Origin of the sequence: Geminisphaera colitermitum TAV2, assembly GCF_000171235.2 — a bacterium.
Lineage (GTDB): Bacteria > Verrucomicrobiota > Verrucomicrobiia > Opitutales > Opitutaceae > Geminisphaera > Geminisphaera colitermitum.
The window spans coordinates 13,272-31,814 of sequence record NZ_ABEA03000133.1 but is presented as its reverse complement, the minus strand read 5'-3'; the positions used below and the strand labels follow the sequence as shown (position 1 = coordinate 31,814).

Genomic DNA, 18,543 nt, shown 5'->3' with positions numbered 1-18,543 from the left:
TAGGGGCTTCGCTTGCGAAGCCCGAGAACACCTTGGAGCATCGTCACTTCGTCCGGCTGGCACGGGCTTCGCAAGCGAAGCCCCTACGCCGAATGCGGGCGTCACGCCAGCGCTTCCAATTCCTCCCAGCGCGCGAAGGCGGCGGCGTGCTCGACCTCGATCTCCTCAAGACGAACCCGCACCGCCGCCGCCGCGCCCGGCTCGCGTTGGTAAAAAACGGGGTCGGCCAGCCGCGCCGTCAACTCCGCCTGTTCCGTCTCCAGTTTTTCGATACGTCCGGGGAGGGCGGCCAGTTCGGCCTTTTCCTTGTTCGTCAGCTTGCGTGAAACGCGGACGTCCCGCCGGCTGGGCGCGCCGCCGGGAATGCCAGGCTGGGACTCGGCGCTCCCGGCGGGCTTGCGCGCCAGTTCGGCCTGCCAGTCGCTGTAACCGCCCACATATTCAGTCACCCGGCCCTCGCCCTCGAAGACGTAAACGCTCGTCACCACCTCGTCCAAAAACGCGCGGTCGTGGCTCACCACGATCAACGTGCCATCAAACTCCACGAGCAGGTTTTCCAGCAACTCCAGCGTCTCGGCGTCGAGGTCGTTGGTCGGTTCGTCGAGCACAAGCACGTTGGCCGGCTTGGTGAAAAGCCGGGCGAGCAACAACCGGTTGCGCTCCCCGCCGGAAAGCACGCGGGCGGGGGTGCGGGCGCGTTCGGGCTCGAAGAGAAAATCCTGAAGGTAACTGATGACGTGCTTCGTTTTGCCCGCGACGGTGACGGTCGTGTTGCCATCGGCCACGTTGTCGGCGACGGATTTCGCGTCGTCGATCTGCGCGCGGAGCTGGTCAAGGTAAACCACCTCCAGTTGTGTACCGTGTTTCAGGATACCGCCCGTGGGCTGGAGCTGGCCGAGGAGGAGCTTGATGAAAGTCGTCTTGCCCGCGCCGTTGGGGCCGATGAGGCCGATCTTGTCGCCGCGCGTGATGGTGGCCGTGAAGTCGCGCAAGAGCGGCGGGGGGGGGGGGGGGAGGGGGGAGACAGACGCGGAGGGCCAGGCAAAGGAGAGGTTTTCGGCCTCGATCACCTTGACGCCCGACTCAGCGGCGGTGGTCACGCGAATCGTGGCCGTGCCGGTGCGGGCGCGACGGTTGCGACGCTCGGCGCGCAGGGCGGCAAGCTGCTCAAGACGGGCCACGGCCTTCGTCCGCCGCGCGCTCGGCTGACGGCGCGCCCACTCCTCCTCCTGCGCGAGTTTTTTATCGGTGGCGGCCTGCTGGCGTTCCTCGGCTTCGAGACGTTCCTGACGGCGGACGAGAAACGTGTCGTAAGGACATGCCCAGTTGGTGAGCACGCCGCGATCAAGTTCGACGATGCGGCCCGCGAGTTTGCGCAGGAAGGCGCGGTCGTGCGTGACGAAGAAGAGGCCGGTCTTTTCGTTCAGCAAAAACTCCTCCAGCCACAGGATGCTTGCGAGGTCGAGATGATTGGTCGGCTCGTCGAGCAGGAGCAGGTCGGGCGCGCTCGCCAGGGCGCGGGCCAGGAGCACGCGGCGCTTGAGTCCGCCGGAGAGTTGGGCGACCTCGGCGGCGGCGGGCAGTTGCATGCGGTCGAGGAGTTGTTCGAGGCGGATTTCCTGCTCCCAATCCTCCTCGTGCGCGGAGGCGGGACGCAGCCCGGCGGCCACGAAATCGTGCACGGAGCCGGGCCGGTTGACCTCGGCGGGAATCTCCTGCGTGAGGCGGGCAAAATGCGCGCCCGGCTGGCGAAAGATCTCGCCCTTGTCGGGTTTCATGTCGCCCGCGATGAGTTTCATGAGCGTGGACTTGCCCGCGCCGTTGCGGCCGACGAGGCACACGCGTTCCCCCGGATCAACCTGAAAATTGATGTGATCGAGGAGAAGCGGCCCTCCGAAGGCATGAGAAACATCGAGCAAGGTAAGCAGCGCCATTTGTAGCCGTGAGAAATGAGCGCGAGCCCCCTCCCCGTGCAAGCCTGCCATTGTTACGCAGCCAACCGGAGAGCGGCTGTTTCTCAGACAGAATTAACCACAGAGACACAAAGGTACAAAGAAATTCGTCTTCGTTTCCTTCTGTTCAATTTTTAGAAGCTCCCGGTTATAAACTTACTCACCTCATGATTTCCCTCATCCTTGCCTCCGCCTCGCCCCGCCGCCGCGAACTTCTGGCCCAACTCGGCATCCCGTTTGAGGTCATCGTCGCCGACGTCACCGAACACGAAGACCCCGCGCTCGATCCGCGGGAGATGGTCTCGCGCAACGCCGCCCTCAAGGCCGAGTGGGCCTCGGAACGTCACCCCGACCGCTGGGTGCTGGGGGCCGACACCACCGTTTACATCGAGGGACACGCCCTCAACAAGCCCGCTGACACCGCCGAGGCCCGCGCCATGCTTCGCCGTCTGTCCGGTCGCACGCACACCGTGTTCACCGGCCTTGCCCTCCGCCACCACGCGCGCGGAATCCGCGACGACGCCGGCGAGTCCACGCATGTCACTTTCAAGCCGCTCGACGAGGCCGCCATCGATGCCTACCTCGCCCGCGTCCACACCCTCGATAAAGCCGGCGGCTACGCCATTCAGGAGCACGGCGACCTCATCATTGCCTCCTGCGACGGCTCCCTTTCCAACGTCATCGGTCTGCCCCTCGAAACGCTGCAAAAACTCCTCGCCCGGCATGGGATTGGCTCCAGCGCCGCCGGACCGCATCAAGAGCGCCCGCCGCATTACTAACTGATATTACGCAGCCTGCACTTTATAGGAGGGCGGGTCTCCCGACCCGCCAGACGCGGCATAGCCGCGCCATCCGGAAAAGCGGTGCTTTGCACCGTTGTGTGTGTGCGTGTGTGTGTGGGGGGGGGGGGACCCTTACAACGTGCGGATGGAGCGGTATTGTCCGATCTCGGCGAACACGATGTTCGCCATTTCGGAGTGGGCCTCGTTGGTGGGATAACCTTGGGCGTCGGTGGAGGCCGCCATGATCGTTTCGGTCTTCGTCCACATGTCGATGAGCGGCAGGCCGGCTTCGCGGGCGATCTCCGCAATGGTCGCATTGACCTGCTTCAAAATGGCGCAATCCGCGTTGTAGGGGTTTTGCTCACGGACCCAAGGCGTGAGGCAGAGGACGACGCGCGGCTTGTGGGCGAGGCTTTGGTAAGCGTGGATGATTTCGAGGTAGTCGCGCTTGAACATGTCGCGGCTCCATTGGGGATTCGCGGCATCGTTGACGCCGAGCATGATGACGTAGAGGTCGGGCTTCGTCGTCAGGGAATAGTCATGGAGGATGTCTTTTTTGAAGGGGCGTTTGGCAGTCCTGCCAACGGCCATGCCCTGGCCTGCGTAGCTCAGGCATTTGATTTCCTTGCGCGAGATGAGCTCCACCTGCCGATGGTAGGTGGCAAGGGTGGTCGTGGCGCCGTAGCCGGAGGTGATCTCATCGCCGATAAAGGCCACCCGGATCGGCCGGGCTTTGGCGGCAAGCCTGACAGCGAACTGGCGGGGAGCGGCTCCACTGTTGTGGAGGTCCTGCGGCAATGCGGTTCCGCATCCCACCGTAAGCGTCAGGATGCCAAGCAGACAGATCATGGTATTTTTTCTCATGCAGCGGCCAGCTACAGGAAAAATTTTTCCGTCCGGATCAACAGGATTTTGCTAATCAACTGAATTAACTGATATGGCGCCGCAATCGCTTCAGCCGCCGCCGGCCAGAGAGCTTTCGCCGGGCTTGGTCATCGACATCGGTTCCAGAGCGGCGTCGAGCGTGGCGGCGTCCAGTAGTTGTTTTTCAAGGACAACTTCGCGCAACGTCTTCCCCGTCGCCAGTGCCTCCTTGGCCACGGCGGCGGCGTTGTCGTAGCCGATGTGCGGGTTGAGCGCGGTCACGAGCATGAGCGAGCGATCAACGAGTTCCTTGCAACGCGCTTCGTCGGCTTCGAGTCCGGCGACGCAGGCGTCGGCGAACTGGCGGGCGGCATTGCCCAGAATATGAATCGAATCGTGCAGCGCCTGCGCAATGAGCGGGATCGTGACGTTGAGTTCAAAGTGCCCGTCGCGTCCGGCCATGACGACGACTTGCGCGAGGCCTTGCGTGTAAATCGCCGCCTGCACGAGCATCTCGCTCATCACCGGGTTGACCTTGCCGGGCATGATCGAGGAGCCGGGTTGCGTGGCGGGAAGCTTGAGTTCGCCGAGTCCGCTGCGAGGGCCGGAGCCGAGCAGACGAATGTCGTTGGCGATCTTGGTGAGGCTGGCGGCGATGGTGGCAAGCAGGCCCGCGACCTCGACGGCGTCGTCGCGTCCGCCCTGCGCCTCGAAGTGATTGCGAGCCTCGGTGAACGCGAGCCCGGTTTCCTCGTTGAGCACGCGGATGACGGCGGAGGGAAACGCCGGGTGGCAATTGATGCCGGTGCCCACCGCCGTGCCGCCGATGGCGAGTTCGAGCAGGGCGATGATCGCCTTGTCCACGCGTTCGACGGACTTGGCGGCCTGCGCCGCGTAGCCGGAAAACTCCTGGCCGAGCGTGAGAGGCGTGGCGTCCATCAGGTGGGTGCGGCCAATCTTGACGATGTGCGCGAAGGCGGAGGCCTTGGCGTCGAGCGCGTCGCGCAGATGCGCGAGGGCCGGGCGCAGATGAGTCTGGAGCGCATGGGCCACGCTGACGTGGAGAACGGTCGGGATGATGTCGTTGGAGGACTGGCCGAGGTTGACGTCGTCGTTGGGGTGTATCGGTTTTTTGGAGCCAACGGGCTGGCCCGCGATCTGGCTGGCGCGGTTGGAAATCACCTCGTTGGCGTTCATGTTGGTCGAGGTGCCGGAGCCGGTCTGGAAAACATCGACCGGGAAGTGGGCGTTGAGCTTGCCGTCGGCGATCTCGCGCGCGGCTTGCTGGATGAGCTTCGATTTTTCGGGCGGGAGGCGGCCCAGTTCCTCATTGGCGCGCGCGCAGGCGAGCTTCACAAGGCCAATGCCGCGGATGAACCCGTCGGGCAGCGGGCGTCCACTGACAGGGAAGTTGAGCACGGCGCGCTGGGTGGAGGCGCCGTAGAGTGCATCGTCGGGGACCTGCATGGGGCCCATGGAGTCTTTTTCGGTTCTCATAATGTGCGAAGGTCCACAAGCTATGGCGTCCACCCGGACTTGCGAATGCAGAGTGCAAAAATTCGCGCTCAAACACCCGGTCGCTTTGCGCACATCGTTTGCCAGTGCGCGCTGCGCACGCCCGCAGGCGCGCCGGCCTGCTCCAGACCGCCCGCAAACGCCGCCAGTCCCTCCGCCGCCGGGCGCGCCGGTTGCAGGCGCAGCGGGAAGTCGGAGCCAAAAATCACCTGCTCCGCCCGGCACGTGCGCCCGATCATGCGCCACGCCTCGTCACCGTGGGTCAGGGGCGCGGCGGCTGTATCCAGCCAGACATTACGAAGCTCGCGCACGTCGAGCCCACCCGCCCAGTGCGCGAGCACGAATTTCGTCGCGGGGAAACGCCGCGCCATCTCCCCGATCTCCGCGAGCGGCGTGTCCACGCGCCCCGGATACGGGCGGCCCTGCGGATCGGTGACGTGCAGGTTGACAGGCCAGCCCCACGCCGCCGCCAGCTCCAGAGCCGCCTCCAGCGCGGGATGCGCGAGGATGGAGGGGGGGGGGGGGGGGAGGGAGGGATGCGTATTGGGAATACGGTGACAATTCGCCGAGTCCTTGCAGTCCCTCGTCGCGTGCGCGCCGCAACTCCGCGACCACGGCCTCGACGCCCGCCCCCGGATGGATCGTGGCAAAGGCCGTGAAGCGGTCCGGGTGACGACGCACGCAACCGGCGTAAAACCGGTTGTGCATCGCGCAATTGGGTATGTTTTCCCAATACCAGCCTTGAAGCACGGCGTGCTCGACGCCCGCCGCATCCATCGCGCGCAGCAATTCGTCGGTCGATGGAAAATCCTGCACCGGCACACCGCCGGGCGTCCGCCGACGACGCGTGCAAAGCACCGCCCAATGCCGCTCGCCCTGCGCCGCCGCCCACGCCGCCGGGTCGCGGTTGATCTCGTCGGGATAAAGATGAACGTGCGCGTCAATGGTCATGATTCGAGCATTCCCGATACGCGCCGACCGCCGCCACGGCGAGCAGCGCCAGACTGCGGGCGAAGGTCAGCGCATTGACCGGCGAAGCGGATTGAGCGCCCAGACCGCCAAAGCAACCGCATGTGATGTCGAGACCGCGCCACCACGCCGCCCCGATGAAAACCGCAAACGCCGCATAAAGCCCCAGCGTCACGCACCACGCGCCCGCCCGCCGCCACGCGCCCGGCGCAAAAATCAACACCGCGCCCGTCACAATCTCGGCCCACGGCACGTAGAGCCCGGCCGCCCACGACAATTGCGGTCCGATCAACCGGTATCGCTCGATCTCGGTGACGAAGCGCGTCGGATCAGCCACCTTCAAAACACCCGCCACCAGCAGCAGTCCGCCAACAAGTAGTCGCGCCGCCAATACGCTCCACCAGCGCACTCCCCCCCCCCCTCCCCTGCCCTGCTTGTTCACCGCGCCAGCCATGCGTCCCACCCTCCTTTCAACGTCAGCACCGCCGGAGAACCGGGGGCGTCGGCACCGATGGCCAGTTCGCGTTTGAGTCGCGCCGCCACGGCACGGCTCGCGTCGCATAGCGAACTGTCGCAATAAACGACCACGGACTGCATGCCGTCCCACCGCTCGACAAACCCCGGCAGCAATCCCTCCCAGTCGTCTTCGTTCAAGTTGATCGCGCCCGGGATGTGCCCGGCGGCGAACGCCCCCGCCTGGCGTGCATCGACCCAGAGCACGTTTTCGTAAGCGTCCGCGCCCTGCGCCCTCCGCAACTCCGCGAGCGTCACCTCGCCCGGTTGCGACGCCGCCGACGGCCACGCCGGACTCCGCGGGTGCAGCCACGCGGTCAGCACGGCGGGCGGAACGGCGACCAGCAACAGCAAGACGCCCTGCCCGACAGCGCGCCGCCATGATCGCCAAAATGTGGGATGTAACCGCATCAAAAGAATAAAAACCCTGCCAGCCTCGCCAACCTGCCTCCGCTGGCGAGCCGGAAGAGAAGCTTTCCTTTTCCCGCACGTTTTATCACACCCTCCACACGCATCATGAGCACCAACGCCATCAAAACCCGCCCGCTCGCCTTCCCGAAAAATTTCGTCTGGGGCTTTGCCGCCGCAGCCCCCCAAATCGAAGGCGCCGCTTTCGAGGACAACAAAGGCCCCTCCATCTGGGACACCTTTGCCCGCCAGCCCGGCGCAGTCCACAATGGTGACAACCTCGACGTCGCCTGCGATCACTACCACCTTTACAAAAAAGACTTCGCACTCATGGCCAGACTCGGCGCGAAGCACTACCGCCTCTCCATCGCCTGGCCCCGCATCTTCCCCATGGGCAAAGGCGCGGTGAACCAAAAGGGACTCGATTTCTACAAACGCCTGCTCGACTCCATGCACGACCACGGCCTCACGCCCTGGGTTACGATGTTCCACTGGGACCTGCCGCAGGCGCTCGAAGACGAGGGCGGCTGGCGCGTGCGCTCCACCGCCGACGCCTTCGCCACCTACGCCGACACTATTGTCCAAAACCTCTCCAGCCGCGTGAAAAACTGGATCACGCTCAATGAGATCGTGTGTTTCACCCGGCTCGCCTACGGCATCGGCGAGAAAGCGCCCGGCACCAAGGAGAGCGAAGCCGTGGTCAACCAGACCTACCACACCGCGCTCCTCGCCCACGGACACGGCGTGCGCGCCGTCCGCGAACACGGCGGACGCGGCGCGCGCGTCGGCCTCACCGACAACTCCACGGTGCCCATTCCCGTCACCGAGACCGAGCGCGACATCGCCGCCGCCCGCACCGCCTTCATCAACGACAACATCCGCGTGCTCGATCCCATTTACCGCGGCCACTACTCCGCCACGTATCGCCGCATTACGGGCAAGGACGCCGCCAAGTTCCAGAAGAAGGATTTTGAACTCATTTCACTGCCCACCGATTTCCTCGGGCAGAACATCTACAGCGGTTACTTCGTGCGCGCCGGCAAGGGCGGCAAGCCTGAGCAACTCCCCTTCCCGCCGGGCTATCCGCGCGCCGACGCGCCTTGGCTGGCTCATGCGCCGCAAGCCATTTACTGGGGTCCGCGTCATGCCGCCGAGATTTACGACGTCGGCCCTGTTTACATCACGGAAAACGGCGCGGGATACGACGACCTCCCGCCGGTCAAGGGCGAGGTTCACGATCTGCACCGGCGCGATCTCGTGCGCAATTACCTGAAGGAAGTCCATCGCGCCATTGGCGACGGCGTGCCGCTCAAGGGCTATTTCCTGTGGTCGTTCATGGACAACTTCGAGTGGCAGGATGGTTACAACCGTCGTTTTGGCGTGGTGTATTGCGATTTCACTACACAAAAGCGCACGCCCAAGACCAGCGCCCTCTGGTACAGCCGAGTGATGCAGGAAAACCGGATCGTGTGACGACACCCAGCCCTCAAACCGTGGCGGGGAGGGGGGGGGAGGACGGCGACAGCGCGTGGCGAGGGCACCCGCGCCCGATGTCTTCACGCCGGAGGCATGACAGCCCTTAGAGCATTGTCGGTTTATTTTGTCTCACGCAGAGGCGTGGAGAACGCAGAGGGAGGGAAATGTAATATTTTCAATTCACTTATACTTAGCAAGATGAGTTTTCTCTGCGCCTCTGCGTCTTTGTTTTTAAACCACTGAGGACACGGAGGGCACGGAGGGTCAAACCGAGAAAAGTCAGCTTTTATAATTACAAAAACCTTCCTGCCTTTTCTCCGTGTTCCTCCGTGTCCTCCGTGGTTTAAAAGGTTTGAAGGTTTGTTTTCTTGAAAAAAGAAGGCCCGGCCGCGTCGTTGGGCGAGTCGCCTCGCCTACATAGCCGCAGCCGGGCACGGGTGTTATTTGCCCGGAGGCCGGAAGGGGGGCGGACGAGACTTGCGCTTCGTCGCCATGTGTCCCCTCTTTCCTCCGCGCGGGAGCGCCGGGTGCCTTCCTGATAACGGCACGGCGGCGTGAGCGAGCACGGCATTTAGTCCGTGCCACACCACACGTCGTTCTGGCCAACCAGGCTGGACGCCTGTTCCGAAGGCTGGACAGCAACGAAACGCGAAAACCGAGGTTGTTGTTCTCGTTAGCGGGATCGTTGTTGTTGCGGGCCGAAGAGGCGAGGTTCGTATCGTTATTGTTGAACGAGCCGCCACGCACCCCACGGGCATAAGTGTCCCGGAACCCCCAAGTTTCTTTAACCACGGAGCTTTTTTAAACCACGGAGGACACGGAGGGCACGGAGGTTCAAACCGAGAAAAGTCAGCTTTTATAATTACAAAAACCTTCCTGCCTTTTCTCCGTGTTCCTCCGTGTCCTCCGTGGTTAAAAATTTTTTTCGACCGGCTTCGCCGGTTTCGGATTCAAAGAACACTGGGGGGCAAGCCCCCCAGTCCCCCCGAAATGGCCCCGCTTTCGCGGGTCCATTCATAAAGGGTAAAAGGGTAAAAGGGTAAAAGCCTAAAGGGTGCGGCGGCCCCCCTTTCTCATCAAAACGACTCCTAACATCAACACTCCAATTATAGCCGCTATATCATTCGGCTCGGGCACTTGGGGGCCGTCAAGGCTGGACAACGACACGACACGAAATCCGAGGTAGGGGACCTCGTGGGCGGGAGCGGTGGCGTCGCGGGCCGAAGAGGCGAGGGTCGTATCGGTATTGAGGAACGAGCCGCCACGCACCCCACGGCCAGTTCCGCTTATAAGCGTATCACTCCACTCCCACACGTTGCCCCCCTGATCGAATGTCCCGTACGCGTTCGAAGCAAAACTTCCTACCTCCATCGGGACATTCCCATTACCAGAATTATAATAATTAGCCTGACCGCCACTAATACTATCGCTCTGCGTCGGATATGCCCAATAGCCTCCGACTCCTCCTTTATTCGGATCATAATACGCTGCCTTATACCACTCGTCCTCGCTCGCCACTGCCCAGCCGGTGCTCGTCGCATGGTCAGGAAAACTCGTGATAGTCGTCGTTCCGTCAAACGTGTACAGCCCGTTCTCCGTGTCCCCGGTCGTCAGCCAGTTCGTGAACCGCGCCGCATCGTAAAATGATACGTAATTCATCGGCTTCAGGTCGAACCCCGCCTTCACCACGTAGGACGTTCCGTTCCACGTGATACCTCCATAGCTGCTGCTACTCATGTTGCTGTTGTAGAGATTATACGTGTTCGCACCCGTGCTATCCACAGCATTCAAAAACGCCGCATATTGCCCGTTCGTCACCTCATACTTCCCAATCTGATACTCGTAGCTCACCGAACCGAAGCCAGTCGAATCGGCAACGTTGCCAATGTCGCCCACCGTCACGGTCGGCATGGTGATGAGCTGCGATCCTGGAGTTGCGGCGAAGGCCGTTGTCACGGCCTCCAGCGTCATTAACGCTCCCGCGAGGGGAACGAGCAGCGCCCGCCAAAGCGGACCTGCGCTTATCATATCATTATTTTGAATACTCATAACTGTCGTTTATTGATGATCCTGTTGATGTTGAATCTGCACCGTCACGGATCTGGCCGCGACCGGTTCAGCCTCTCTACTCTGCCTCCCCCCACCTCTTTATCAACCGTTTTATTCAGATATTTCTCGCTTTATACACTACATGTCAGGTGAATCACCTACTTACTATATATAATTATAAGGCTTTTGCTGTATTGCCAAACGCCCGCGCACGCCATTCGATGCCACGTCCTGCATACGCGGGCTTCGCAAGCGAAGCCCCTACGCGGGACGCCCGCGCCACTTTGCCATCAGCACGATGCCGGCAGGATGTCGGCGCTCCCAGGCGCTACCGCGCCAAATCCAACCTTTTCCGCATGTCCCTCCCCCCCCCCCCCGCTAAACAGTTACCCGAGGCCATCCCTATCAGATAGGTGATGGCTACAGCTTAAATGAAACTGCTTTAGGCAGGCGGAGACGCCTGTGCTACAGGCGCTCCTGCACTACGGGTAGCCGCGCCACCGGCTAACGAACGCGGGCCTTTTACTTGATCGCCGCGGCGGCGGTGACCAGTTCGACAAAGCTGCGGGCTTCCAGCGAAGCGCCGCCAATGAGGCCGCCGTCGATGTCCTTTTGCGCGAGAAGCTCGGGAGCGTTGGAGGGCTTCATCGAGCCGCCGTAAAGGATGCGGACTTTTTGCGCGATGGCGTCGCCAAAGAGTTTGACGAGGAGGCTGCGGATGAACGCATGCACTTCCTGCGCCTGCTCGGTGGTGGCGACTTTTCCGGTGCCGATCGCCCACACGGGCTCGTAAGCGATGACGATGTTGAGCGCCTGCTCCTTGGTCACACCTTCGAGGCCGGCTTCGATCTGCGTCTGCACGACCTTGAGGGTCTGGTTGCCTTCGCGCTCGGCGAGGGTCTCGCCCACGCAGAGGATGGGCTTGAGCTCATTCTTGAGGGCGGCGAGGACTTTTTTGTTAATGAAGGCGTCGGTCTCGGCGAAGTAGGTGCGGCGTTCGCTGTGGCCGAGGATCACATGCGTAACGTAGAGGTTGCGCAGCATCTCGGCGGAGATTTCGCCGGTGTAGGCACCGCTCTTTTCAGGGTGCATGTTCTGGGCGCTGAGTTTGACGACGGAGCCTTCAAGGGCTTTGCCGGCGGATTCGAGCGCGGTGTAGGGAGGACCAACAACGACGTCCACGTCGGTCTGTTTGCCGACGGCGGCGACAATCTCCTGCACGAGCGGCGTGGCTTCGGCGGAGGTTTTGTTCATCTTCCAATTACCTGCGATGAGTTTTTTGCGAAGGATCATAAATGAAATTAAGAATTAAGAATTAAGAGTTAAAAATTAAGAATTAAGAAGCAGGAATTGGAATCAAGTTAAGCTCTCGTTTGCAGAGGCTTGGTTTTTTAATTCTTAATTCTTAATTCTTAATTTGTTTTTGGAATCTTCAGGATTCCAAAAACACGACGCCGGGAAGGGCCTTGCCTTCGAGGAATTCGAGGCTCGCGCCGCCGCCGGTGGAGCAGTGGCTGACTTTGTCGGCGACCTTGAATTTCTTCGCGGCAGTGGCGGTGTCGCCTCCGCCCACGACAGTCGTGGCTCCAGAGGCGGTGGCGGCGGCAACGGCAGCGGCTTGCGCGGCGGTGCCGGCGGCGAATTTTTCAAATTCGAACACACCCGCGGGTCCGTTCCAGATGATGGTCTTGCTGGCCTTGATCGTCTCGGTGAAGAGCGCGATGGACTTGGGTCCGATGTCGAGTCCCATCCAACCGGCGGGGATGCCGCTGGCGTCGTCGGCGGTTTTGCTGGCGGCGTCGGGAGCAAATTTGTCGGCAATGACGTAGTCAACGGGGAGGACGAGTTGCACGCCCTTGGCCTTGGCTTTGGCAACGAGTTCGGGAACGAGCTTGGCTCCTTCGGCGTCGAAGAGGCTGTTGCCGATTTCCATGTTGTTGATGACCTTCTTGAAGGTGAAGGCCATGCCGCCGCCGATGATGATGGCGTTGGCTTTCTCGATGAGGTTGTTGATGAGGGGGATTTTGTCCGCGATTTTCGCGCCGCCGAGGATGGCGAGGAGGGGGCGCTGCGGGTTGTCGAGCACTTTGGCGAAGGCGGCGAGTTCGGCTTCCATCAGGACGCCGGCGGCCTTGGCGGGGAGGTTGACGCCGACCATCGACGAGTGGGCGCGGTGGGCGGTGCCAAAAGCATCGTTGACGTAAACGTCGCCGAGTTTGCTGAGGCTGGCGCGGAAGGCTTCAACGGCGGCTTTGTCGGCCTTGGTGGAGGTGCCGTCCTCGTTCTTGACCTTGCCTTCTTCCTCGATGTGGAAGCGGAGGTTTTCGAGTAGGACAACGTCACCGGCCTTCAACGTGCCGGGAGCGCAGGCGGCTTCGACGGCGGGACCGACGCAGTCGTCGAGGAATTTCACGGGTTTGCCGAGGAGCTTGGCGAGTTCGTCAGCGACGGGCTTGAGGGAATACTTGGCGGCTTTCTTGCCGTCGGGTCGGCCCAAGTGGCTGGCAAGGACGACAGAGGCGCCTTTTTCGAGGGCGTATTTGATCGTGGGGAGCGCGGCAACGATACGCTGGTTGTTGGTAATGGCGCCGGTGGCTTTGTCCTGAGGGACGTTGAAGTCAACGCGGATGAACACGCGTTTGCCGGCGAGGTTGAGATCACGAATGGTTTTGTACGACATGGGCTGATGGGAAAGGGAGGTTCTGATACCTGATTATCCTAATTTACTGGATTGAACAGCGAAGGCGCAAAGACGCAAAGAACTGAAATTTCTTAGCGTCTTTGCGCCTTTGCTGCTTTGTCTGAATATTCAGTGAAATGGGTATGACAATGGTTTGGGCGGCGGCGCGGGATGGATGCGAAAAAGGCAGAATGCGAAGCAGAACACCGGGAGCATTCTACATTCTGCATTCTGCCTTCTGCATTAGCGCGAAGCGCGCTTAGAGCTTGGCGGCGATGATCTTGGTGAGATCAACAACGCGGTTGGAATAGCCCCATTCGTTGTCGTACCAGCTGATGAGCTTGAAGAAGTTCTTGTTCAGCTCGATGGAGGAGCCGGCGTCGAAGATCGAGGAGCGCTTGTCGTGGATGAAGTCAGTGGAGACGACTTCGTCCTCGGTGTAGCCGAGGATGCCCTTGAGGGGGCCGGACTCGGAAGCGGCCTTGATGGCGGCCTTGATCTCGGCGAGCGAGGTGTCCTTCTCGGTCTTCACGGTGAGATCGACAACCGACACGGTCGGGGTCGGCACGCGGAAGGCCATGCCAGTGAGCTTGCCCTTGACCTCGGGAATAACGAGGGCAACGGCCTTGGCGGCACCGGTGGTGGAGGGGATGATGTTGAGGGCCGCAGTGCGTCCGCCCTTCCAGTCCTTGCGGCTGGGGCCGTCCACGGTCTTTTGCGTGGCGGTGTAGGAGTGGACGGTGGTCATGAGGCCTTCGACGATGCCGAATTTCTCAAGGATGACCTTGGTGATGGGCGCCAGGCAGTTCGTGGTGCAGGAGGCGTTGGAGATGATGTTGTGCTTGGAGACGTCGAGCTTGTCGTCGTTGACGCCGAGGACGACGGTGATGTCCTCGCCCTTCGCAGGAGCGGAGATGATGACCTTCTTGGCACCAGCGGTGATGTGGCCCTTGGCCTTCTCGGCTTCGGTGAAGAGGCCGGTGGACTCGATCACGAGTTCAACACCGAGAGCCTTCCAAGGAAGCTCGGCAGGGGTCCTGGCGGCGACGACTTTGATTTCCTTGCCATTGACGACGAGGACGTCGTCGTCGGCCTTGTCGGCGGCGGACTTCTTGGAGGAGACGGTGCCTTGGAACGCGCCTTGGGTGGAGTCGTATTTGAGGAGATAGGCGAGGTTGTCGGCGGGGACGATGTCGCCGACGGCAACGACGTCGAAAGTCGTGCCGAGGAGGCCCTGCTCAACGAGGGCGCGGAAGACGAGGCGGCCGATGCGGCCGAAACCATTGATTGCAACTTTAACTGCCATGGAGGGCTCCGTTATTTGTTTATTTATTGTTACTAGTTTACTGCGTGAGAACCGGCCCCGGGCGGGGACGGAAAGGGCTGACTGAAACGGGCGCGGAGACGGGAATCAAGGGTTTTGGCTGCGCATTCACTGAAAAATCTATCGCGTCCGTTGTTACGAGACCGGACTGGCATGTTGCTAGTCTCGGAGTTACAAAACAGGAGGGCCGGCAGAACAGGAGTTTTACGGGACCGAAAATTTTCTTTTTCAGGCGAACGGCAGGCGACGAAGGGGGACGGCCACGGGAGGAAAAGGGCATGGCTTGCGCATGGAGACGCGGTGTGCCGTGCTTGCGGGTTCTCACCATGTCATCACTCGCCAAAGAAGCGCGCGCCACCCTCCTGCTGGCTGTGCCGATCATCGTCGGCCAGATGAGTCAGATGCTGATCAACATCACCGACAGCATGATGATCGGCCATGTGGGGACGGATGAACTGGCGGCGGCAGCCTTCGCCGGGAGTGTGTTCAACGCGGTGTGCATCGCGGGCTTCGGACTGCTGGTGCCGTTGTCAATCTTCACTGCGCGGGCCTACGGCGCGCGCAATGCGGGGGCAATCGGTTCATGGCTGAAACATGGTCTGGTGCTCGGCACGGCCACCGCCATCGTGCAACTGGCGCTGCTGGTCGGGCTGACGTGGCACCTGGATTTGTTCCGCCAGCCGTCGGAGGTGACAGCCATCGTGGGCCCCTACTATGTGCTGCTGGCGGTGTCGGTCGTGCCGGTGATGGTGTTTCAGGTGTTCCGCCAGTTTGCGGAGGCGCTCAACCGTCCGTGGATTCCCATGGGAATCATGCTGGGGGGCGTGGCGCTCAACGTATTTTTAAACTGGATACTGATTTACGGGAGGCTGGGGTCGCCCGCGTTCGGGCTCACGGGCGCGGGGGTGGCAACGTTGATCGCGCGCGTGGGGACGGTGGTGGCCATTATCGCGTGGGCGCGGCGGGCGGAGCGGTTGCGCGATGCATGGCCGCGCGTCGTCGCGGGCAGGCGGAGGGAGGGGGGGGCTGGCGGTGTGGGCGCGTGGTGGCGGTGTTGGACGCACGGGTTGCGCAGGCCGGCGTTTGGCGAGATGCTCAAGGTGGGGGCTCCGGCGGCGGCGATGTTGCTGTTTGAAACAACGGCGTTTGGCATGTCGGCCATCATGATGGGCTGGATCAGCGCGCAGGCGCTGGCGGCGCATCAGATCGCGCTGAGTTGCGCGGGGGCGACGTTCATGGTGCCGCTGGGTTTGTCGATGGCGGTGGGCATCCGCATGGGGACGGCCGTGGGCGAGGGGCGGCTGGAGGCGCGGCGGGCGATCGGTTTTGGGGCGCTGGCGATGTCGAGTCTCTTCATGAGCGCGACGGCGGTGTTTTTCTGGCTGTCGGGCGCATGGCTGGCGCGGGGCTTCGTGCCGGACGACCCGGAGGTGGTGGCGCTGGCCGCGAAGCTGCTGGTGGTGGCGGCGGTTTTCCAGTTGTTCGATGGGGCGCAAGTCGTATCGGTTGGCGCACTACGCGGGCTGACGGATGTGCGCGTGCCGGCATTGGTGACGTTTGCCGCCTACTGGCTGGTGGCCATTCCCGGCGGGTATGTGTGGGGTGTGCACGGCACGGCGGGTCCGTTGGGTGTCTGGATGGCGCTGGCCGGTGGCCTGGCCATCGCCGCCGTGCTGCTGGTGGGACGGCTGGCGCGGCTGACGCGATGATCGCAGGCGTCAGGCCGCGTGCGTTCGCGTTCAGCGGTGCTCGACGATCTCGGCGAACGGGAAGCGCACCTTGGGCGTGGTGGCGTATTTGTCCGCCGGGGAATGATAGCCGGCGGCAACGGCGGCAACCGTCCGGTAAGGCGTGCCGGTGAGGTTCAGGATTTCGTCGTATTTCGCAGGCTGGAGCCCGCCGATGGCGCAGGTGTCGATGCCGAGCATCGCGGCGGCGGTGATGAACTGGCCCATCGCTATAAAAACTTGCTCCGTCGAATAGGTGTCGATGGTTCCGTCGGCGGTGGCGGCGGTGATTTTGCCCATGATCTTGCTTTTATAGGGTGCCAGACTCTCGGTGGTGATGCCGCGCACTTCGGCCGTGCGGGCGATGTGGCGGTCAAGATAGGCTTCGTCGAGGCCCTTGCGCACGAGGAAGACGACGTACTTGGCGGCATCGGTGACGGCGGACTGGCCCCATGTGACGGGTTTCAATTGTTCGCGGAGGGCCGGGGTGTCGATGACGAGAAATTTCCAGGGTTGGATGCCGAAGGAGGAGGGAGCGAGGACAAGGGCTTGTTCAAGAGCGGCCCAATCGGCATCCGCGATTTTGCGCTGCGGGTCGAATTGCTTCGTCGCGTAGCGGGCTTGGAGAGTGGCGAGAAGTTGCTGGTCGGTGATCTGGCGGTTCATGGTGTTAATATAAAGGCGTGGAAACTATTGCGCCCGCGTCCCGCCATGCAAGCTGCGTGCAAAAAAACACCCGGGCGAGAAGGCCCGGGCGTTTTGCGAATGAGAGAGGAAGTCGTCTGGGAAACAGACCCTGCCAGCGTCTGGCTGGCGGCGGGTTATTTCTTGGAGGCGCGGCGGAATTTTGAAGTGAACTTCTCCACGCGACCGGCGGTATCGACGATGCGCTTCTCGCCCGTGTAGGCGGGATGCGAATCCATCGTCACGTCGCGCAACACGACAAAATACTCCTCGCCATCAATCTGCTCCTTGCGGGCGGACTTCATGGTGGACTTGGTGAGGAAACGCTTGCCAGTGGCGACGTCGAGAAAACAGACGTTGTTGAGAACGGGATGACCTTCGGCTTTCATGGTAATTGGGTTGGATTAAATAAACTCCTTTTAATTCGCTAGTTGAGCGATATTAGCCTTGGCGCGCCTTGTAACGCGGATCGGTCTTGTTGATGACATAGATGCGACCCTTGCGACGCACGACCTGGCAGTCAGGATGACGCTTCTTTGCTGATTTGATGGAAGAGACGACTTTCATAAAAGGTCGGAAAACACCGTTTCAAAATCCACCTGTCAAACGCAATCTGGCCCATTCGCCAGTCCTGACGGGAAATTTTCCCGCGCGGTTTTCCTGCTTGGCCCTGCGCCGGGTGCGGTTGGAGACTGCACGCCACTTACTTTTATGATGCTGCTTGGAGTCAATATCGATCACGCCGCCACGCTGCGGCAGGCACGCTACCGCGGTTACGAGCAAACCGTGGGCGGCCCCGTGGAACCCGATCCCGTGGCCCTCGCCACGCTCGCCGAACGGGCCGGCGCCGATGGCATCACGATCCATCTGCGCGAAGACCGCCGCCACATCCAGGACCGCGACGTGTGGCGCGTGCGCGAGGCGTGCCAGACCCGCGTGAATCTCGAAATGGCCTGCACCCAGCCCATGATCGACCTGGCCTTGCAGCTCAAACCGCACTCCGTGTGCGTCGTCCCCGAAAACCGTCAGGAAGTCTCCACCGAAGGCGGACTCGACGTCGTCGCCAACCACGACCGCGTGCGCGCCTGCGTCGAGGCCATGACCGCCGCCGGCATCAAGACCAGCCTCTTCATCGACGCCGACGCCGCCCAGATCGAAGCCTCCGCCGCCGTCGGCGCGCCTTGGGTCGAGCTTCACACCGGCGCCTGGGCCAACGCCTGGCACACCCCGCGTCGCGCCGCCGAACTCGACCGCCTCATCGACGGCGCCCGCCGCGCCCACGCCGCCGGCCTCGTGGTCAACGCCGGCCACGGCATCAGTTACGTCAACGTCCGCGACATCCGCACCGTCCCCCACCTGCACGAACTCAACATCGGCCATAGCATCCTTTCCCGCGCCCTCTTCACCGGCATCGAGGAAGCCGTCCGCGAGATGAAGGCCCGCATGAACGAGCCAGCGTAACTCCGCCCAACAACAACGAAAACCAAGCAAACACTTAACACTAAACGCTTAACATTTAACATTCAATGAAAGCACAGGGAACAGTTCGTTTGGCGGATGAGGCCGCTCCGTCCGGCATTCCGTTCAGTGTTCAATGTTA

General features: G+C 62.0%; 17 protein-coding genes. 4 read left to right on the top strand and 13 right to left on the bottom strand.

What is annotated here, in order from left to right:
* Positions 1-101 precede the first annotated feature (101 nt).
* On the bottom strand, positions 102-1,934 hold the full coding sequence (locus OBACDRAFT_RS15850; protein ID WP_043587266.1) for an ATP-binding cassette domain-containing protein: 1,833 nt from the start codon (positions 1,932-1,934) through the stop codon (positions 102-104).
* Between the two features lie 185 nt (positions 1,935-2,119).
* Between OBACDRAFT_RS15850 and OBACDRAFT_RS15845 the strand changes: the two genes are divergently transcribed.
* Entirely contained in the window at positions 2,120-2,731 is a 612-nt protein-coding gene (locus tag OBACDRAFT_RS15845; RefSeq protein WP_043587264.1) for a Maf family protein, read from the top strand.
* A 135-nt stretch (positions 2,732-2,866) separates the two neighbouring features.
* Here the strand turns inward: OBACDRAFT_RS15845 and OBACDRAFT_RS15840 are convergent, their stop codons facing one another.
* The 5 genes from OBACDRAFT_RS15840 to OBACDRAFT_RS15820 all read right to left on the bottom strand — a co-directional run bounded on the left by OBACDRAFT_RS15840 (position 2,867) and on the right by OBACDRAFT_RS15820 (position 7,006).
* Positions 2,867-3,583, bottom strand: a complete 717-nt coding sequence (locus OBACDRAFT_RS15840) for an SGNH/GDSL hydrolase family protein (protein ID WP_064501874.1) — start codon at positions 3,581-3,583, stop codon at positions 2,867-2,869.
* A 105-nt stretch (positions 3,584-3,688) separates the two neighbouring features.
* On the bottom strand, positions 3,689-5,095 hold the full coding sequence (locus OBACDRAFT_RS15835; RefSeq protein WP_043587260.1) for a class II fumarate hydratase: 1,407 nt from the start codon (positions 5,093-5,095) through the stop codon (positions 3,689-3,691).
* Positions 5,096-5,163: 68 nt separating this feature from the next.
* The gene (locus OBACDRAFT_RS26760) at positions 5,164-5,886 is read right to left on the bottom strand and encodes an amidohydrolase family protein (protein WP_232767229.1); all 723 of its coding nucleotides are present in this window, start codon (positions 5,884-5,886) and stop codon (positions 5,164-5,166) included.
* Between the two features lie 167 nt (positions 5,887-6,053).
* Positions 6,054-6,524 (bottom strand): MauE/DoxX family redox-associated membrane protein, encoded by a 471-nt coding sequence (locus OBACDRAFT_RS15825; RefSeq protein WP_232767228.1) that lies wholly within the window; start codon positions 6,522-6,524, stop codon positions 6,054-6,056.
* Positions 6,521-7,006, bottom strand: a complete 486-nt coding sequence (locus OBACDRAFT_RS15820; RefSeq protein ID WP_043587256.1) for a rhodanese-like domain-containing protein — start codon at positions 7,004-7,006, stop codon at positions 6,521-6,523. The genes OBACDRAFT_RS15825 and OBACDRAFT_RS15820 overlap by 4 nt, the downstream gene beginning before the upstream one ends.
* Before the next feature lie 105 nt (positions 7,007-7,111).
* On the opposite strand from OBACDRAFT_RS15820, the gene OBACDRAFT_RS15815 reads away from it, so the two are divergent.
* A complete protein-coding gene (locus OBACDRAFT_RS15815; protein WP_043587255.1) occupies positions 7,112-8,476 on the top strand; it encodes a GH1 family beta-glucosidase in 1,365 nt (454 codons plus the stop codon).
* A 1,050-nt stretch (positions 8,477-9,526) separates the two neighbouring features.
* Here the strand turns inward: OBACDRAFT_RS15815 and OBACDRAFT_RS15810 are convergent.
* The 4 genes from OBACDRAFT_RS15810 to gap form a co-directional block, all read right to left on the bottom strand.
* Positions 9,527-10,528: a formylglycine-generating enzyme family protein gene (locus tag OBACDRAFT_RS15810; protein WP_081722105.1), complete on the bottom strand. Its 1,002-nt coding sequence runs from the start codon at positions 10,526-10,528 to the stop codon at positions 9,527-9,529.
* Between the two features lie 522 nt (positions 10,529-11,050).
* On the bottom strand, positions 11,051-11,821 hold the full coding sequence (tpiA, locus tag OBACDRAFT_RS15805; protein ID WP_043587253.1) for a triose-phosphate isomerase: 771 nt from the start codon (positions 11,819-11,821) through the stop codon (positions 11,051-11,053).
* A 139-nt stretch (positions 11,822-11,960) separates the two neighbouring features.
* Positions 11,961-13,208, bottom strand: coding sequence for a phosphoglycerate kinase (pgk, locus tag OBACDRAFT_RS15800; protein WP_043587251.1), 1,248 nt, complete (start codon positions 13,206-13,208; stop codon positions 11,961-11,963).
* Between the two features lie 259 nt (positions 13,209-13,467).
* Complete coding sequence (gene gap / locus OBACDRAFT_RS15795) at positions 13,468-14,514, bottom strand: type I glyceraldehyde-3-phosphate dehydrogenase (RefSeq protein ID WP_043587249.1); 1,047 nt, start codon at positions 14,512-14,514, stop codon at positions 13,468-13,470.
* Positions 14,515-14,810: 296 nt separating this feature from the next.
* Between gap and OBACDRAFT_RS15790 the strand changes: the two genes are divergently transcribed.
* Positions 14,811-16,241, top strand: a complete 1,431-nt coding sequence (locus tag OBACDRAFT_RS15790) for an MATE family efflux transporter (RefSeq protein WP_232767226.1) — start codon at positions 14,811-14,813, stop codon at positions 16,239-16,241.
* Between the two features lie 30 nt (positions 16,242-16,271).
* Here the strand turns inward: OBACDRAFT_RS15790 and OBACDRAFT_RS15785 are convergent, their stop codons facing one another.
* From OBACDRAFT_RS15785 to ykgO, 3 genes are all read right to left on the bottom strand, one after another.
* Positions 16,272-16,925 carry an NAD(P)H-dependent oxidoreductase gene (locus OBACDRAFT_RS15785; protein WP_043587245.1) on the bottom strand — a complete coding sequence of 218 codons (654 nt, stop codon included), beginning with the start codon at positions 16,923-16,925 and terminating at the stop codon, positions 16,272-16,274.
* Positions 16,926-17,080: 155 nt separating this feature from the next.
* Positions 17,081-17,332, bottom strand: coding sequence for a type B 50S ribosomal protein L31 (locus OBACDRAFT_RS15780; RefSeq protein WP_043587243.1), 252 nt, complete (start codon positions 17,330-17,332; stop codon positions 17,081-17,083).
* A 52-nt stretch (positions 17,333-17,384) separates the two neighbouring features.
* A complete protein-coding gene (ykgO, locus tag OBACDRAFT_RS15775) occupies positions 17,385-17,510 on the bottom strand; it encodes a type B 50S ribosomal protein L36 (protein ID WP_007360011.1) in 126 nt (41 codons plus the stop codon).
* Between the two features lie 144 nt (positions 17,511-17,654).
* Between ykgO and OBACDRAFT_RS15770 the strand changes: the two genes are divergently transcribed.
* A complete protein-coding gene (locus OBACDRAFT_RS15770) occupies positions 17,655-18,404 on the top strand; it encodes a pyridoxine 5'-phosphate synthase (RefSeq protein ID WP_043587240.1) in 750 nt (249 codons plus the stop codon).
* The last annotated feature ends 139 nt before the right edge of the window (positions 18,405-18,543 follow it).

Coding starts and splice junctions, on each gene's coding strand:
- OBACDRAFT_RS15835 (WP_043587260.1), bottom strand. CDS start 5,095: ATGAGAACCGAAAAAGACTCCATGGGCCCCATGCAGGTCCCCGACGAT.
- OBACDRAFT_RS15790 (WP_232767226.1), top strand. CDS start 14,811: ATGGCTTGCGCATGGAGACGCGGTGTGCCGTGCTTGCGGGTTCTCACC.
- OBACDRAFT_RS15780 (WP_043587243.1), bottom strand. CDS start 17,332: ATGAAAGCCGAAGGTCATCCCGTTCTCAACAACGTCTGTTTTCTCGAC.
- OBACDRAFT_RS15840 (WP_064501874.1), bottom strand. CDS start 3,583: ATGATCTGTCTGCTTGGCATCCTGACGCTTACGGTGGGATGCGGAACC.
- OBACDRAFT_RS15850 (WP_043587266.1), bottom strand. CDS start 1,934: ATGGCGCTGCTTACCTTGCTCGATGTTTCTCATGCCTTCGGAGGGCCG.
- OBACDRAFT_RS15810 (WP_081722105.1), bottom strand. CDS start 10,528: ATGAGTATTCAAAATAATGATATGATAAGCGCAGGTCCGCTTTGGCGG.
- OBACDRAFT_RS15820 (WP_043587256.1), bottom strand. CDS start 7,006: ATGCGGTTACATCCCACATTTTGGCGATCATGGCGGCGCGCTGTCGGG.
- ykgO (WP_007360011.1), bottom strand. CDS start 17,510: ATGAAAGTCGTCTCTTCCATCAAATCAGCAAAGAAGCGTCATCCTGAC.
- pgk (WP_043587251.1), bottom strand. CDS start 13,208: ATGTCGTACAAAACCATTCGTGATCTCAACCTCGCCGGCAAACGCGTG.
- OBACDRAFT_RS15785 (WP_043587245.1), bottom strand. CDS start 16,925: ATGAACCGCCAGATCACCGACCAGCAACTTCTCGCCACTCTCCAAGCC.
- tpiA (WP_043587253.1), bottom strand. CDS start 11,821: ATGATCCTTCGCAAAAAACTCATCGCAGGTAATTGGAAGATGAACAAA.
- OBACDRAFT_RS15770 (WP_043587240.1), top strand. CDS start 17,655: ATGATGCTGCTTGGAGTCAATATCGATCACGCCGCCACGCTGCGGCAG.
- OBACDRAFT_RS15845 (WP_043587264.1), top strand. CDS start 2,120: ATGATTTCCCTCATCCTTGCCTCCGCCTCGCCCCGCCGCCGCGAACTT.
- gap (WP_043587249.1), bottom strand. CDS start 14,514: ATGGCAGTTAAAGTTGCAATCAATGGTTTCGGCCGCATCGGCCGCCTC.
- OBACDRAFT_RS26760 (WP_232767229.1), bottom strand. CDS start 5,886: ATGCGGCGGGCGTCGAGCACGCCGTGCTTCAAGGCTGGTATTGGGAAA.
- OBACDRAFT_RS15815 (WP_043587255.1), top strand. CDS start 7,112: ATGAGCACCAACGCCATCAAAACCCGCCCGCTCGCCTTCCCGAAAAAT.